Origin of the sequence: Paracandidimonas lactea (genome assembly GCF_021653995.1) — a bacterium.
Lineage (GTDB): Bacteria > Pseudomonadota > Gammaproteobacteria > Burkholderiales > Burkholderiaceae_B > Allopusillimonas > Allopusillimonas lactea.
In genome coordinates this window covers 98,400-111,859 of record NZ_JAJJOZ010000003.1, presented here as the reverse complement: position 1 = coordinate 111,859, position 13,460 = coordinate 98,400, and the positions used below count along the sequence as shown (strand labels likewise).

Annotated in this window: 11 protein-coding genes and 1 pseudogene; 4 read left to right on the top strand and 8 right to left on the bottom strand. The window is 57.9% G+C overall.

What is annotated here, in order from left to right; translation table 11 throughout:
- Positions 1–34 precede the first annotated feature (34 nt).
- From LOL23_RS07370 to LOL23_RS07355, 4 genes are all read right to left on the bottom strand, one after another.
- The gene (locus tag LOL23_RS07370) at positions 35–1,276 is read right to left on the bottom strand and encodes an ABC transporter ATP-binding protein (protein WP_237173384.1); all 1,242 of its coding nucleotides are present in this window, start codon (positions 1,274–1,276) and stop codon (positions 35–37) included.
- Positions 1,276–2,073: an ABC transporter permease gene (locus LOL23_RS07365; protein ID WP_237173383.1), complete on the bottom strand. Its 798-nt coding sequence runs from the start codon at positions 2,071–2,073 to the stop codon at positions 1,276–1,278. Before LOL23_RS07365 ends, LOL23_RS07370 begins: the two co-directional genes overlap by 1 nt.
- Positions 2,074–2,075: 2 nt before the next feature.
- Positions 2,076–3,497, bottom strand: coding sequence for a mannose-1-phosphate guanylyltransferase/mannose-6-phosphate isomerase (locus LOL23_RS07360; RefSeq protein ID WP_237173382.1), 1,422 nt, complete (start codon positions 3,495–3,497; stop codon positions 2,076–2,078).
- A gap of 169 nt (positions 3,498–3,666) precedes the next feature.
- Positions 3,667–4,944 (bottom strand): flippase, encoded by a 1,278-nt coding sequence (locus tag LOL23_RS07355; RefSeq protein WP_237173381.1) that lies wholly within the window; start codon positions 4,942–4,944, stop codon positions 3,667–3,669.
- A 183-nt stretch (positions 4,945–5,127) separates the two neighbouring features.
- Here LOL23_RS07355 and LOL23_RS07350 point away from each other — a divergent pair.
- Positions 5,128–6,216, top strand: a pseudogene (locus LOL23_RS07350) (glycosyltransferase family 4 protein); the annotation flags it as partial.
- Between the two features lie 25 nt (positions 6,217–6,241).
- Here the strand turns inward: LOL23_RS07350 and LOL23_RS07345 are convergent.
- The 4 genes from LOL23_RS07345 to LOL23_RS07330 all read right to left on the bottom strand — a co-directional run bounded on the left by LOL23_RS07345 (position 6,242) and on the right by LOL23_RS07330 (position 11,315).
- Positions 6,242–7,492: an O-antigen ligase family protein gene (locus tag LOL23_RS07345; RefSeq protein ID WP_237173380.1), complete on the bottom strand. Its 1,251-nt coding sequence runs from the start codon at positions 7,490–7,492 to the stop codon at positions 6,242–6,244.
- 383 nt (positions 7,493–7,875) lie between these two features.
- Positions 7,876–8,580: a hypothetical protein gene (locus tag LOL23_RS07340; RefSeq protein WP_237173379.1), complete on the bottom strand. Its 705-nt coding sequence runs from the start codon at positions 8,578–8,580 to the stop codon at positions 7,876–7,878.
- Between the two features lie 159 nt (positions 8,581–8,739).
- On the bottom strand, positions 8,740–10,341 hold the full coding sequence (locus tag LOL23_RS07335; protein ID WP_237173378.1) for a sulfatase family protein: 1,602 nt from the start codon (positions 10,339–10,341) through the stop codon (positions 8,740–8,742).
- Complete coding sequence (locus LOL23_RS07330) at positions 10,338–11,315, bottom strand: Bug family tripartite tricarboxylate transporter substrate binding protein (RefSeq protein WP_237173377.1); 978 nt, start codon at positions 11,313–11,315, stop codon at positions 10,338–10,340. Before LOL23_RS07330 ends, LOL23_RS07335 begins: the two co-directional genes overlap by 4 nt.
- Before the next feature lie 138 nt (positions 11,316–11,453).
- On the opposite strand from LOL23_RS07330, the gene LOL23_RS07325 reads away from it, so the two are divergent.
- The 3 genes from LOL23_RS07325 to LOL23_RS07315 all read left to right on the top strand — a co-directional run bounded on the left by LOL23_RS07325 (position 11,454) and on the right by LOL23_RS07315 (position 13,451).
- Positions 11,454–12,392, top strand: a complete 939-nt coding sequence (locus LOL23_RS07325; RefSeq protein WP_237173491.1) for a LysR family transcriptional regulator — start codon at positions 11,454–11,456, stop codon at positions 12,390–12,392.
- 361 nt (positions 12,393–12,753) lie between these two features.
- Complete coding sequence (locus tag LOL23_RS07320) at positions 12,754–13,047, top strand: type II toxin-antitoxin system HigB family toxin (protein ID WP_160977001.1); 294 nt, start codon at positions 12,754–12,756, stop codon at positions 13,045–13,047.
- An 11-nt stretch (positions 13,048–13,058) separates the two neighbouring features.
- Complete coding sequence (locus tag LOL23_RS07315; RefSeq protein WP_160977003.1) at positions 13,059–13,451, top strand: helix-turn-helix domain-containing protein; 393 nt, start codon at positions 13,059–13,061, stop codon at positions 13,449–13,451.
- Positions 13,452–13,460: the final 9 nt, after the last annotated feature.

Below are 13,460 nucleotides of genomic sequence, written 5' to 3'. Positions count from 1 at the left end.
TAAAAAATTAATAAAAAAAGCGTGCGATTCAGCCCTAATCACACTTCATGTTAGGTCTGTGAGTATATTCCAAAATAGGCGGCAACCATGCCGAGCCTACAAACTGCTCTTTATCGAAGTTTACTACCTGAAATATCAGTGCAAGGTCACGCCATTCATAATTATTAACCAAGTGATTTTCGGCAGAATGCAGTGCAGACGCGACCGAATAGGTGCCAGCTCCCAAATTCGCGAAAAACGTAAAAGAATACTCAAGTCGTGCCCCTCGAGAGAGGCGTTCTAATTTCTTGTTCAGATAATAAGTATTTGTCCCGAAAACCGCTTGTCCCAAGCGATCCTTAATCATGTAGCCAAGCACCAGTTCTGGTAAATCGGCTTGCACTTTAACGATAAATCTAAGCGTTACTCTTTGTCCAACGTTAATTAATTCAACCCGCTTACTATGCTCGTCGAGCAACTCAATTTCCTCAACTACGGCATTCCTATTTCCAGAAATGGTCTGAATAGTATCTGAACCTGGCAATTCGCGACGGACAATTTCGTTATGACCGCCGGCTATCAGCGCGTTGTAGTAATCAAATACAGCTTCGGGCTCGCCCTCCATTTCAACGCGACCACCATTCAATAGAATAGCTCTATCACAAATGCTTTGTATTGCGCTTTTATCGTGTGATACTATTAATAGAGTTGTACCTTCGAGGCCAAAACTTTTAATTCGATCGAAGCTTTTGTGTTGAAAATACGCATCACCTACTGACAAGGCCTCATCGATAATCAAGATATCCGGACGAATTGCAGTCGCAACGCTAAAAGCCAACCTCACTTGCATCCCGCTTGAATACACACGTACAGGCTGATCAATATAATCGCCTATCTCTGCAAATGCTTCAATGTTAGGCATTAATTGGGCAATCTGGTCGACGGTATGACCCAAGAGCTGTCCGGCCATAAAGACATTTTGTCGACCGGTGAAGTCAGGGTGAAAGCCCATTCCTAACTCCAGCATAGCCGCCACTCTTCCCGTACACACAACCGAGCCTTCAGTGGGTAGAGTAGTTCCCGTGATCATCTTTAACAAGGTGCTTTTTCCTGCGCCGTTAATGCCTATAATCCCGACTGCCTCTCCTTGTTTCACTGAAAAATTCACATTTTTTATCACCCAGTGCAAAGCATGTCGCTTTCTGCCACTAGGAATCATCCATTCAGCTAGGCGACTCCATCTATTTTCGTACTGCTTATAAGCCTTGCCTAGATTATTTATTGTAATAGCGCCCATCAAAGCTCATCCACCATTTCACCTGCATGCTTGCGAAAAAGCCTCAACCCCAAAATACAAAAAAACGCTCCAAGCAGACCAACATATGTTAACGACGACCACTCTGGCCAGATATTTTTTAACAAAATATTTTGAACAGAAACAACAACGCCCATCATGGGGTTATAGCTCATTAGTGGGCGTAAGCGCTCTGGCAGAATATCAATATGATAAATGATTGGCGTCAACCAAAACCAGAATTGCAATACAATTCCAAAAAACTGCCCAACGTCACGAAAGAACACATTTAATATCCCAAGTGTTATACCGAGCCCTACAGCAAACACAATCATTACCGCTACAATAGGCAAAATTCCCACATATGACGCGCCAGGGAAATTTCCGGATAAGATTAAAAATATCGTGAACAGCCCGAACACTATGCAAAAATTGAGCGTCGCATTTGCAACCACCACAACCGGCAGGCACATTCTCGGGAAACTAATCTTTTTCAATAAATTAGCATTTTCCAGAAAGACGTTCTGGGAACGGCCCACGATCTCAGAGAAATACCCCCAAACCAAAAGCCCTCCGCAAAGAAAAATGCTATACCCAAACGTACTATCTATTCCCGGCAATCTTGCTCGCATAACTTGAGAGAAGATAACGGTATACACCACTATCATTGCTAAGGGATTGAGAATATTCCATGCAGCGCCCAATAACGAGTTCCGATATTTTGTTTGGAATTCTCGTTTGACACTACCAAGGATAAACCCACGATAGGACCAGACCGATCTGCTTATCGCGAAGAGCATTATCAAGCACGTCCGTAAACGTCTTCAAACCGCACAATATCGTCCTCTCCCAGATACTCACCGCTTTGCACTTCAATCAACACCAGCGGTACAACACCCGGGTTTTCCAGCCTGTGCTTGTGGCCGGCGGGGATATAGGTGGATTCGTTGGTGGCCACCAGCATTTCCGCTTCGCCATTCACCACCTTGGCCATGCCGCTTACCACAATCCAGTGTTCACTGCGGTGGTGGTGCATCTGCAGGCTAAGGCGGCCGCCCGGTTTTACTTCCAGGCGCTTCATCTTGAAGCGCTCGCCTTCTTCCAGCACGGTATAGCTGCCCCAGGGGCGATACACGGTGCGGTGCAGCTTGTAGATCTCATTGCCTTCGTCTTTGAGCGCTTTATAGATATGCTTGACTTCCTGGCTGCACTCTTTGTTGGCCACGAGCAAGGCATCGGGGGTGTCGACAATAATAAGGTTATCGACACCAACCGCACCCACCAGCCTGTCAGGGCTTTGGATGTAGCAGTTCTTCACGTCGTGCAGCAGTGCGCTGCCCTCAACGCAGTTGCCGTTTGCATCAGGCTCGCCCAAGGCGCCAAGCACGCGCCAAGATCCGATGTCGCTCCACCCCATGTCACAGGAGATCATCGCAACATTGCTGGATTTTTCCATGAGCGCATAGTCAATGGAAATATCGGGCACGGCATTGAAGGTCTGTGCGTCTAGTGAAACCTGGGTAAAGCCTTTGCCGTCTGCCTGGCGGGATTGCTCCAAGCAGGCCTGGACGGCATCCAGCACCTCGGGTGCATGTTTGCGAAACTCATCCAGCACGGTATCCACCCGCATGCAGAACATGCCGGAGTTCCAGAAATAGCGGCCAGAATCCACATACTCTTGTGCGCGTTCCAGCGACGGTTTTTCCACAAAGCGCAGTACTGCCTCGCCATCGGCCTCGATATAGCCATAGCCGATTTCGGGGCCCTCTGGGCAGATACCGAAGGTGACGAGCTTGCCTTGCCCGGCTAATGCCGTGGCACGTTGCACGGCCTGCTGGAATGCCGCTTGGTCTTTTACCAGATGGTCTGCCGCCAGGATCAGCAAAATAGCGTCGTTGCCATGCCGCGTGCTGGCATAAAGCGCTGCGCTTGCGACCGCGGCGGCGGTATTGCGGCCAAACGGCTCCAGAATATAACTTGCAGCCACCCCGCCCTTATTGACGTCGCTGAATTCTTCTTCGGTTTTGAAGAACAATTCGCGGTTCGTCACCGTGAGGACTTCTTGAACCCCGGGCAGTTTGGCGCCGCGAACAAACGCTTTCTGCAGCAGACTTTGCCCATCTGCCAGCTTGATGAATGGCTTGGGATGCTGCTCGCGCGATACCGGCCACAGACGTGAGCCAGCGCCACCACACAGGATGGTGGGGATCAATTGGGATGCCATGAGGAGTTTACCTTCAGTAAGTCTTTGATTTTTTGCAGAATCGAGATTTCGTCTCAGTGTATGCGCTACGCTGGAAATCTGAATCTTCGCTTCTGTCTATTTGTAACATAAACCTGACGGTCATTCATATTTCTTGCAGGCGGAATCATACTATGCAAGGCATATGTGGTCAGACGGCCATATGAAGGATTTTTCTGGCGGCCCAGAATAGCAATAGCGCATCCAGCGCCGCTCTGATCAGCCATGCAATGGCGGCGCCCACAATCCCCATCCATGACACAAATATAAACACAATAGGGATATACACCAGCAGCATGGCAATATTTATCATCCCGGTAACCCGCGCGCTGCCGGCAGCCTGTATGGCCGTAAACGGAACAAAGGCGAGGCCATTGCAGAGAATGCCCAGGCTCAAGATAGCGACTACTGGCCAGGCTTGGGCGGCGAATAGGGGGTTGATCCACCATGCCAACGCCGGGTAAGAAAATACCGCCATTACCAAGCACACGGGCGCAAGGATCAGTATCAGTGCTCGAATACTGCGGTGATAGAGGTAAACGCCTTCGGGGCGGCTGGATGCCAGCACCGTTGTCAATTGCGGAAACAGCGCTGTAGTTAGCGCCCCCGGCACAATTAGCAGGCGCAACATCACTTCCGCCGGTACTGAGTAATACGCGACAACGGATGCGCCGGCCACGGCCGCGATCACGAAGCGATCCATGCTGACGATAACCGGGCCGATAATGTTGGATGCTGTCATCCAAGCACCTTGCGCAAGCAGTTGCCTGAGATAACCTGGCTGGCGTGTAGCGCGCCACCAACGATTTGGCAGACACCGGCCAGCCAGCCAGAATTGGGCCACGCATGCCACCGCACGCGCACCTGCCAATGCAGTAACAATAATCGGCAGGCTCGGGCCGGCTACCCATACACAAATCACCGGCAAGGCAAAGGTGCCAGCACCCAGGGCCATGCGCAGCAGGCTGACTGCCTTGAAATCCCCGTACGCTTCGGAAACACCGCGCAGCCCGGTGGCTGCCGTGGTAAATGGGATGCCGAGCGCGGCAATCAGCAGACTGGACGCGGTTTCTTGCTGAAGACCAGGGCTGATATTGAGCCAATCAGCCGACAATGGCCCCGACAGCCCGGCAAGCAATAGCGCCCCAACCCCGCCAGTGGCGCCGATAAAAACCATACCTGCCTTGGCTAGCTGTGGAATCTCGTCTTGCATGGGCGTCCCTATACGCTTGGCAAGCTGCTGAGTAAGGGCGCGGCCCATGCCAAAATCAAACAGGCTGAAGTACCCGATTAGCGACCAGACCAGTGACAATATGCCGAATCGCTCTACCCCTAGACGCTGGACAAGGTACGGTATGGCAATTGCGCCGATCAGCAGAGGCAGGCCAGCACCTGCCAGGTTCCAGGTTGAATTGCGTTTCAGAGACATAAAGGCGTGCTACGACGACGTAACCCTACAAGATGAGGTTAAGGTATGCCACCGGCCTGCACGCGGCTGATTCTGCGATACTACCCGCTGCGATCAGTGCAGCCTGATATGGGCTACTGTCGCAGCGCAAGGCAGAACAACCGTTGATATTCTATGCAGACCAGTGAACAGGCCTCTTCCATAAAGCCCCCGAAAATCGCAATTGTGCACGACTGGCTGGTCACGTTTGGCGGCGCCGAACGGGTGCTGGCTGAGATGCTGCGTATGTGGCCTGATGCTGATCTTTTCACGTTGGTAGACTTTTTTTCTGATGCCGACCGGCGACATCTGCTTGGTAAACGCGCGACCACAAGCTTTATACAAAAGCTGCCGAAAGCGCAGGAAAAATACCGCTCGTACCTGCCATTAATGCCTTACGCCATTGAGCAACTGGATCTTTCTGCCTATGACATCATCCTAAGCAGCAGCCATGCCGTTGCGAAGGGGGTGCTGGTTGGACCTGACCAGTTGCATATCTGCTACTGCTACAGCCCTATCCGTTACGCCTGGGATTTGCAGCACCAGTATCTGGCCGAATCAGGCTTGGTCAGCGGCCCCAAAAGCTGGTTGGCGCGGCTGATCTTGCACCGGATTCGAAACTGGGACGTGCGCACCGCCAATGGGGTCGACCATTTCATTGCCGACAGCGATTATATTGGCCGCCGCATCCTGAAGGCGTACCGTCGCTCTGCCACAACAATTTACCCAAACGTTGCTGTCGATGATTTCACCCTGCAGCCGCAAAAAGAAGATTTCTATCTTACCGGCTCGCGGATGGTGCCATACAAGAAAATAGACCTGATCGTACGTGCTTTTTCTCGAATGCCAGATCGCAAACTGGTTGTGATTGGCGATGGCCCTCAGTATGAGAAGGTATTGCGCGACGCGGGGCCCAATGTGACGGTAATGGGTTATCAACCCTTTGAAGTGCTGCGCGACCATATGCAGCGCGCTCGGGCATTTGTGTTTGCGGCGGAAGAAGATTTTGGGATCATTCCGATCGAGGCGCAGGCCTGCGGCACACCCGTGATTGCATTTGGCAAGGGCGGCGCCCGCGAAACGGTTGTGGATGGGAAAACGGGGGTGTTTTTCGAGGAACAAAGCGAAGCCGCGATCCAGGCTGCGGTTGAGCGCTTCGAAGCGGCATTTGAAAGCGACCCTGTCGCTATCCGGGCGCACGCCCTGCGCTTCTCACCCGAGCGGTTTCGCGCGGAGCTAAAAGCGTTTGTAGATGAAAAGGCGGCTGCGTTTTTTCAGTTCAAGAATCGCGCTGCGGCAGGCTGACGGCGTCAGCCTGCGACGGGCGGCACCAGGCCCACATCACCGCCAACGCAATCAAAAAAAACATCAAGGTGTTATTGCGCCCCAGCATGACCTGCGACTGGCTGAAAATGGTGTAGCCCACCACCAACGACGCGCCGCATATTGCTGGCACTTGCACTCGGGCGTCGCTGTGCCGCAGCAGGCGCACAAACTGGTACAGCGCCCAGCACAGCAGGGCCAGCAAGATGACAACGGCGAATATGCCCTGGAAGACCCATAGCTCCAGGAATGTATTGTGGGTGTTGGCCATGTCCAGGATGACGGGGGATACGAATTTTTCTTCTACCAGGCGGTGCTGTTCCGCTGCGTAGTCGGCCGTGCTCCAGCCCAGCCAGGGTTTTTGCGGGATGATGGCGGACAGGGATTTGTACATGTCGAAACGCAGGCCCAGGGATGTGTTGGGCTGGCCGGCTTCGTACAGGGTGATGTCGGAGACGGCCTGGTCGTAGCGCTCTTCGATGGTGGGGATGCTGAACGCGGCGATGACGAGGGCGACGATGACGACCCCGGCTACGCCGGCCGCGTATTTGATGTTGCGGCGGTTGATGAAGGCCAGGGCGAAGATGATGAGGATGAAAGGTACGGCGAGCCAGCCGCCGCGGCTGGCGGATGCCAGCGAGGTGTACACGCCGCACAGGGCGCCGATGGCACAGGCGATGCGCCACAGGGTGGCGCGCGGGTAGCTGCCCACTTCAGCCAGGGCGGCCACGCAGAAGGTGCCCAGCATCAGGCCCATGTTGCCAAATTGGATGACACCGGTGACGCCCATGGCGCGGCCTGTATCCAGTACCTGTAGCTGCCAGGCCGCGATGCCGGCGGCAAGGGCGCTGCCGGCGATGATGCCGGCCCATACCCAGGCGCGGCGTGGCGGGTAGGCCAGCATTAGCAGCAACACGGGTACGCTCAGCAGGTACCGGCTGGGTAAATCCAGCACCCGGGGGATATCGCGGTGGTACAGGTAGCTGAACAGGCCGACGCCGAACATGGCGCACAACAGGGTGATGAGGATGGTGTCTTGCCGGCGCAGGCGCGCGGCGGGGATGCGCGCCAGACAGGCAAGGCCGCCCAGCAGCAGGATGGCGGCGCCGAGGGCATAGGCTTGCGATGCCGCCATGATGGAGGCGAAGAAGAGCGCGGCACCGCCTGTTGATGCAATGGTCAATAGCGGTAGCGGCTGGCTTTTCATATGGCGATACAAAACTTACGGAAAATAATAATTATAGGCAGAGGTTGCTTGGCCGCACGCGGCGGGTGTGCGCAAGTTTGGCGCCCCGCGGTGCCACATATGGATATGTGCTGGGCATGCTGGCGAGGTGATTATCGCTGTTTTGTTTGGCAGATGTAGGGCTGGGCTCGGTTTTTGCATCAAACTGCTTCGCCCATGGCTGGCTCTGGGCGCGTGGCGTGTATCGATCCAGGGGACACGCTGGGGGTTTTTTGGCCTGCGTTACGCGCGCCAGCACACGAGCTGGCTGTATTGGAGGCGGTGCTTTTTAAAGGCAAGCCTGCTGGCCACGCACTGACTTTCTGTAACACGACGCGGCGAAGCCGGGCCCGGCAACGGACACTTCAGGCGTCGGATGAAGCAGCCGCCTTCCTCGGCCGCCCCCGCGCCGCCGGCGCCACCCTTCGGCTGGCCTTTGCCCCTATGCTTTGCATGAAGCGCTCTTCCCCCAATGCCCATTGCCCGAACAAGGCCCGCTCGATGCGCTGTCGGGTGGCCTGGCTCAGGCCGCGCTCCAGCAGGGCGCTGTAGGCGGCCTGGCGGGCGAAAGGGGTGTTGCCGAGCTGCCAGTAGTCGGCGTGGTCGGTGGCGAGGTCTGCAGCCGGCGAGGCCAGGCCAGCGTGTGGGGCGGCAGACGACCAGGGCCAGCGGGTGGCGGTGTCAACGTAATGCCCCTGTACGGGCAGGGATTCAAGCCACACCAGGGCGGGCAGCAGCCACGCCCCCGGCTGGATCAGGGCGCTGCGGTAGCGGCCTTTGAACACGCGGCCATGGCGCATGCCGGCGGCCATGCGGCGGCCCAGGCCCTGGATGAGCCGTGAAATCGCCCGCGCATCGCGCGGGGTGGCCAGCACGGTGATGCGGTCGTTCAGCAGCAGCCAGCCGTGCAGCGGGACGCCGTTGGCACGTGCTTCATCGCGCAGCCAGGCCAGCAGCTGATCCAGCGCGGCGGCAGGTGTAGGCTCGGCCGGGCCAGCCAGCGGCCGCAGGAACTCGGCCTGCGCCAGTTGCGGGGTGTCGGGTACGTATAGGCGGGGAAGGCGGGCCATGGTGGCTGAGGAGCGGCGCAGCGAACGTTAATTGTTAATTCTACCGTCCGGATGGGCTGCACCGGGTGCATTGTGGCCCGCAGGGCCGGGCAACCTACCGGTGACCCCTACAGCCCTTAACGCTTTCGGTGGCCACTGAACCAGGGGCCACACCCCACCTCACGCCAGTGCGGTCGGATACGGCGAGGTATCCACATGCGCCAGCATGGCGTAGCTCAGCCTTTCAAGCATGGCAGCTTTGCGCGGGGCGGCGGCGGGGTCGGCCCATAGGTTACGGGTTTCATGGGGGTCGGCGTCCAGGTCGTACAGTTCGCCCCATGAGGTGCCGTCGTAGACGGTAAGGCGTAATGATCCCCTCAGCAGGGTGCGGCAGCGTATGCGCGCGTCAAAGCCGAGGATGACGCGCTGCCCTTCTTCTTCCACGATGAGGGCGTCGCGCAAGCTTGCCTGGGTGCCATCCATCAGGGGCAGCATGTTCTTTCCCTGCATGCCGTTGAACGGCGCGACGCTGGCCCGCGCCAGGATGGTCGGGGCAATGTCTATGGTGCTGGCCAGGGCGTGCTCGCTGGCGATGCCCGCGGCGCGGCCGGTAGGGTCGGCCCAGATGAAGGGCACGCGTGTGAGGCCGCGATAGTGGATGGGGCCTTTAAGCAGCAGTTGGTGATCGCCCAGGTAGTCGCCGTGGTCGCTGGTGAAGATGACAACGGTGTTATCGGCCTGGCCGCTTTCTTGCAGCGCGGCCAGGATGCGGCCGATCTGGTTATCGATGTTGGAGATGGCGCCGTAGTTCAGGGCGATGGCCTCGCGTGCTTCGCGTTCATTGCAGGCGAAGATGGCGGGGGTGTGTTTGATGGCGGTGCCGTTGTCGCGCTTTTCGCGCAGCCACTGTACGTGCGGAGGCGGGTGGGTGCTGGCGTTGAAGGAGGCCGGCAAAGGGATGTCATCCGGCCGGTACATGTCCCAGTATTTGCCCGGTGGGGCGAAGGGGTGGTGCGGGTCGGGGAAGGAGCACTGGATGAAGAAGGGTTTGTCGCTGGCGATGCCAGCGCGGATCTCGCGTATGGTTTCGTCGCTGATGTATGCGCTGGGGTACAGCTCCTCGGGCACACGGGTGCGCCAAGCCTGGCGGATGCCGGTCAGTACGTAGTCGGGCGCTGGGATGGCGGCATCGGGGCCAATCAAGGCTTCCACCTTAGGGTGGTTGCGGCGCAGCCAGTAACGATAGTGGCCGTGCACGTCGTCGCTGTGGTCGTCTACCAGGCGGGCCTGCTCAAAGCCGTAATAGGGGTAGTCCAGGTCGTAGTCGTTGCGTTCCAGCCAAAGCTTGCGCTTTTCCTGGCTGTAGTTGCCGGGCTCAGGGGCGACGGCTTCTCGCGCCAGGCGGTCCTCGGCCCGCACCGGCCAACTGGGCGGGATGTCGGTCATGTTCTGCAGGTGGGCTTTGCCGATGAGCGCGGTGCGATAGCCGGCGCCGCGCAGAGCGTCCACGAAAGTGGCTGAGCGCAGCGACAGGGGGATGCCATTGTGCCGCGCACCGTGGGTGGACGGGTAGCGGCCAGTCATGAGGCTGGCGCGGTTAGGCATGCAGATGGGGGTGGCGACGTGCATGTTGCCGGCGCGCCAGCCGCGTCGCGCCAGGCTGTCCAGGTTGGGCGTCTGCACGATGGGGTTGCCATAGCAGCCCAGGTGGTCGGCGCGGTGCTGGTCGGTGATGATGAGCAGGAAATTGACCGGGGCGGCGTCAGCATGGGAGCGCGTCATTTGTTTGCGCCCCCGGAGGCTTCGACGGCGGCCTTCCAGAATGGCATGCCGTCAGCGATATGGCGGCTGAATTCCTCGGGTGCCATGTAGTTGGCCTGCATGCCCTGCTCTTCCAGTGCCCGCTGCAAGGCGGGCTCGGCCAGCGCGTTCTTGAGGGCGGCGCTAAGGTTGGCGATGCGGTCGGTGGGCGTGCCGGCAGGCGCAAGCAGGCCCATCCACGAGCTGATGGCAGTGCCCGGTGCGGCGTCGTTGAAGTATGTGACGCTCGCCGGCACGTTGTTGAACGTGCGGTCGTTGGCGACAGCCAGCACTTTGACTTTGCCCGAAGCGATGAAGGGCTTGGCGGGTGCGATGCCGCCCATCATGAGCGGCACGGTGCCGGCGACCAGATCGATCATGGCCGGCCCGGCACCTTTGTAGGGTATGTGCAGCACGTTCAGGCCCAGGGATTTCTTAAGCAGTTCCATGGCGAGGTTGTGGGAGGTGCCTTGGCCGGGCGACGCATAGCTGTACCGGCCGGGGTGTTGCTTGAGCACGCTGATGACTTCGCCGAAGGTGTTTGCAGGAAAGTTGGCATTGGCAAGCAGCACGACGATGTTTTCGGCAACGAGGCCCACGGGCGCAAAGCTTTTGACGGCGTCGTAGCTGGTTTGCGGGTAGATGTAGGTGTTGATGCCGTTGGTGTTGGTGGTGCCAAAGAGGATGGTGTAGCCATCTGGCTTGGCGCGGGCCACGTAGCCGGCGGCGATGCTGCCGCCCGCCCCGCCCTTGTTTTCGACGATGAAGTCATAGCCGGTCTGCTTGGCCATTTGCTCGGCTAGCAGGCGTGCAGTGATGTCGGTGGCGCCGCCGGGGGCAAAGGGCACGACGATGGAGATCGGGGCGGAGGGATAGGCATTTGCTGCCTGTGCGGGCGCGGCTGCATAGGCCAGCGCGGCCAGGAGGGCTGCCAGGATGGCGAGGGGATTCTTCATGGCTGTCTCCTGCGGCCCGCGCCTGCGGAGGCGAACGGACGATGGTTGGCTCGATATTCTTGATATGGATCAATAGTCTGCCACCGTGAGATGTTTCCGTATAATGAATTAAATTTTATAAAACATAACTTGCTGGTTATGACGGAGCGCACGCCTGCGTCGGTTTTCCTGAAGCCGCGCCATATCGATCTGTTGTTGTCTCTGGACCGCACCCGGCACTTGGGGCAGACGGCGGCCGCACTGCACATGAGTCAACCGGCGGCGTCCAAGTCGCTGGCGCAGTTGGAGACGCAAGTGGGGTATACGCTGTTCGAGCGCACAGGCACCGGGACGGTGCCCACGGCGCTGGGTGAGATGGTGGTGGCCCATGCTCGCAACCTGGCGGGTGCGGCCGAACGCATGGCGACCGCGCTGCAGGTACAGCACAGCCAGCACCGGCGCCTGCTACACGTTGGTATTCTGCCGTCGGCTGCCATCCATATCGTGCCGCGCCTGGTCAGCGCCCTGATCGAGCGCGACGCCGAGCTAGAGATCACGATCCACGAGGGCCTGCTGCACGAACTGATCGACAGCCTGCAAGCGGGCCGTCTGGATTGCGTGATTGGCCGCACCACCAGCCGCATCGACGCTACGCAGATCGAAGGCATGTTTCTGTACGAAGACCCGATTGCATTGGTGTGCGGGGTGGGCAACCCGCTTGCGCGCCAAGCGGCGGTGTCTGTGGCGGAACTTGAGACGGCGATGTGGATACTGCCGGTGCGCACGTCGGTGCTGAATGACCGCATGGACGAGATGTTCGCCCGCCTGGGCATGACACGGCCGGCGCGGCATGTGCAATCCAATGCAATTCTGGCCAACCTGACGCTGATCAACCAGCACCCCTGGGTAACCGCCCTGCCCCGCGTGATTGCCGAACATTTCCAGCGCCAGGGCAGCGTCCATATCCTGCCTGTGGATACCCGTATCAATTTCGGCAACGTCCAGATGCTGACACGCAAGGACCCCGTCCACACGCCGCCGCTGCGGTTGGTGATCGAGACCTTGCGGGCGTTGTTTGGGCGCGCGCCGCAAGCGTGAACAAACTTACAGTCGTAACGTGCTCAACAAGCCTGTATATTTCGCTGAACCATTACGTTCGACATACAGGTAGATTGCTATGGTCCATGCCCGCTCCCATACCGCGCTCGCTCGGTGTTGCCCAAACCGGGTGCAAATTAGTGCATCCATCACCAATACCGAAACGCTAAGCCCAACAACTTTTCTGCGGCTGATACGTGATCGGCCCCAGGCTGTGAAATCTGCCGTGTTCTGCCCACCCGCGGTGGGCAGCCGTTCTTTGGGGGCGTTCAAGGTCACATTTGTCGACGCCAGGGTGGTTGCAAAACACATATAGCTGGCTCCTTCGCTACCATTTTGGTATCATAATTCACGGTACATCATGCGCATCATTACCCACTCCTCCTTGCGGATGTTCTGGGAGTCCCATCCGGACGCTGAAACACCACTGCGGGCGTGGTATGCCTTGGCAAGCCGGGCAAACTGGAAGACGCCGGCAGACATCAAAGCGGCTTACCGAAACGCCAGCTTTGTCGGCAACAGCCGGGTGGTATTCAATATCAAAGGGAACGACTACCGTCTGGTCGTGGCGGTGCGCTATGACAAGGGGCTGATGTACGTTCGTTTTGTCGGTACGCATCGCCAGTACGACAAGATCAACGTGGAAACGATTTGAAGGGGCCAGCAATGGAATTCAAGCTGATTCGAACCAGGAAGGAGTACCACGTGGCGCTGGCTGAGGTGGATCGCCTGTGGGACGCCCCTGCCAATTCGCCAGACGGTGACAAACTGGATGTGCTGGCCTTGCTGATCGAACAATACGAGCGCGCGCATTTTCCGATTGCCGACCCGGATCCCATTGACTTCCTGGCTCATGTCATGGAGGCACGCGGCCTGACACGCAAGGATCTGGAACCCTACATCGGGCCACGCGGCCGGGTGTCGGACATCCTGAACCGTGTTCGTCCACTAACGCTGGACATGATCCGCAAGCTGGCGGAAGGCCTGAACCTGCCCGCCGAGGTGTTGATCCGCCCTTACCGGCTGCGCCAAGAAAACGAAGAAGCGCTTACCGCCTGAAATCAGGGG

Coding starts and splice junctions, on each gene's coding strand:
- LOL23_RS07370 (WP_237173384.1), bottom strand. CDS start 1,276: ATGGGCGCTATTACAATAAATAATCTAGGCAAGGCTTATAAGCAGTAC.
- LOL23_RS07365 (WP_237173383.1), bottom strand. CDS start 2,073: ATGCTCTTCGCGATAAGCAGATCGGTCTGGTCCTATCGTGGGTTTATC.
- LOL23_RS07360 (WP_237173382.1), bottom strand. CDS start 3,497: ATGGCATCCCAATTGATCCCCACCATCCTGTGTGGTGGCGCTGGCTCA.
- LOL23_RS07355 (WP_237173381.1), bottom strand. CDS start 4,944: ATGTCTCTGAAACGCAATTCAACCTGGAACCTGGCAGGTGCTGGCCTG.
- LOL23_RS07345 (WP_237173380.1), bottom strand. CDS start 7,492: ATGAAAAGCCAGCCGCTACCGCTATTGACCATTGCATCAACAGGCGGT.
- LOL23_RS07340 (WP_237173379.1), bottom strand. CDS start 8,580: ATGGCCCGCCTTCCCCGCCTATACGTACCCGACACCCCGCAACTGGCG.
- LOL23_RS07335 (WP_237173378.1), bottom strand. CDS start 10,341: ATGACGCGCTCCCATGCTGACGCCGCCCCGGTCAATTTCCTGCTCATC.
- LOL23_RS07330 (WP_237173377.1), bottom strand. CDS start 11,315: ATGAAGAATCCCCTCGCCATCCTGGCAGCCCTCCTGGCCGCGCTGGCC.
- LOL23_RS07325 (WP_237173491.1), top strand. CDS start 11,454: ATGACGGAGCGCACGCCTGCGTCGGTTTTCCTGAAGCCGCGCCATATC.
- LOL23_RS07320 (WP_160977001.1), top strand. CDS start 12,754: ATGCGCATCATTACCCACTCCTCCTTGCGGATGTTCTGGGAGTCCCAT.
- LOL23_RS07315 (WP_160977003.1), top strand. CDS start 13,059: ATGGAATTCAAGCTGATTCGAACCAGGAAGGAGTACCACGTGGCGCTG.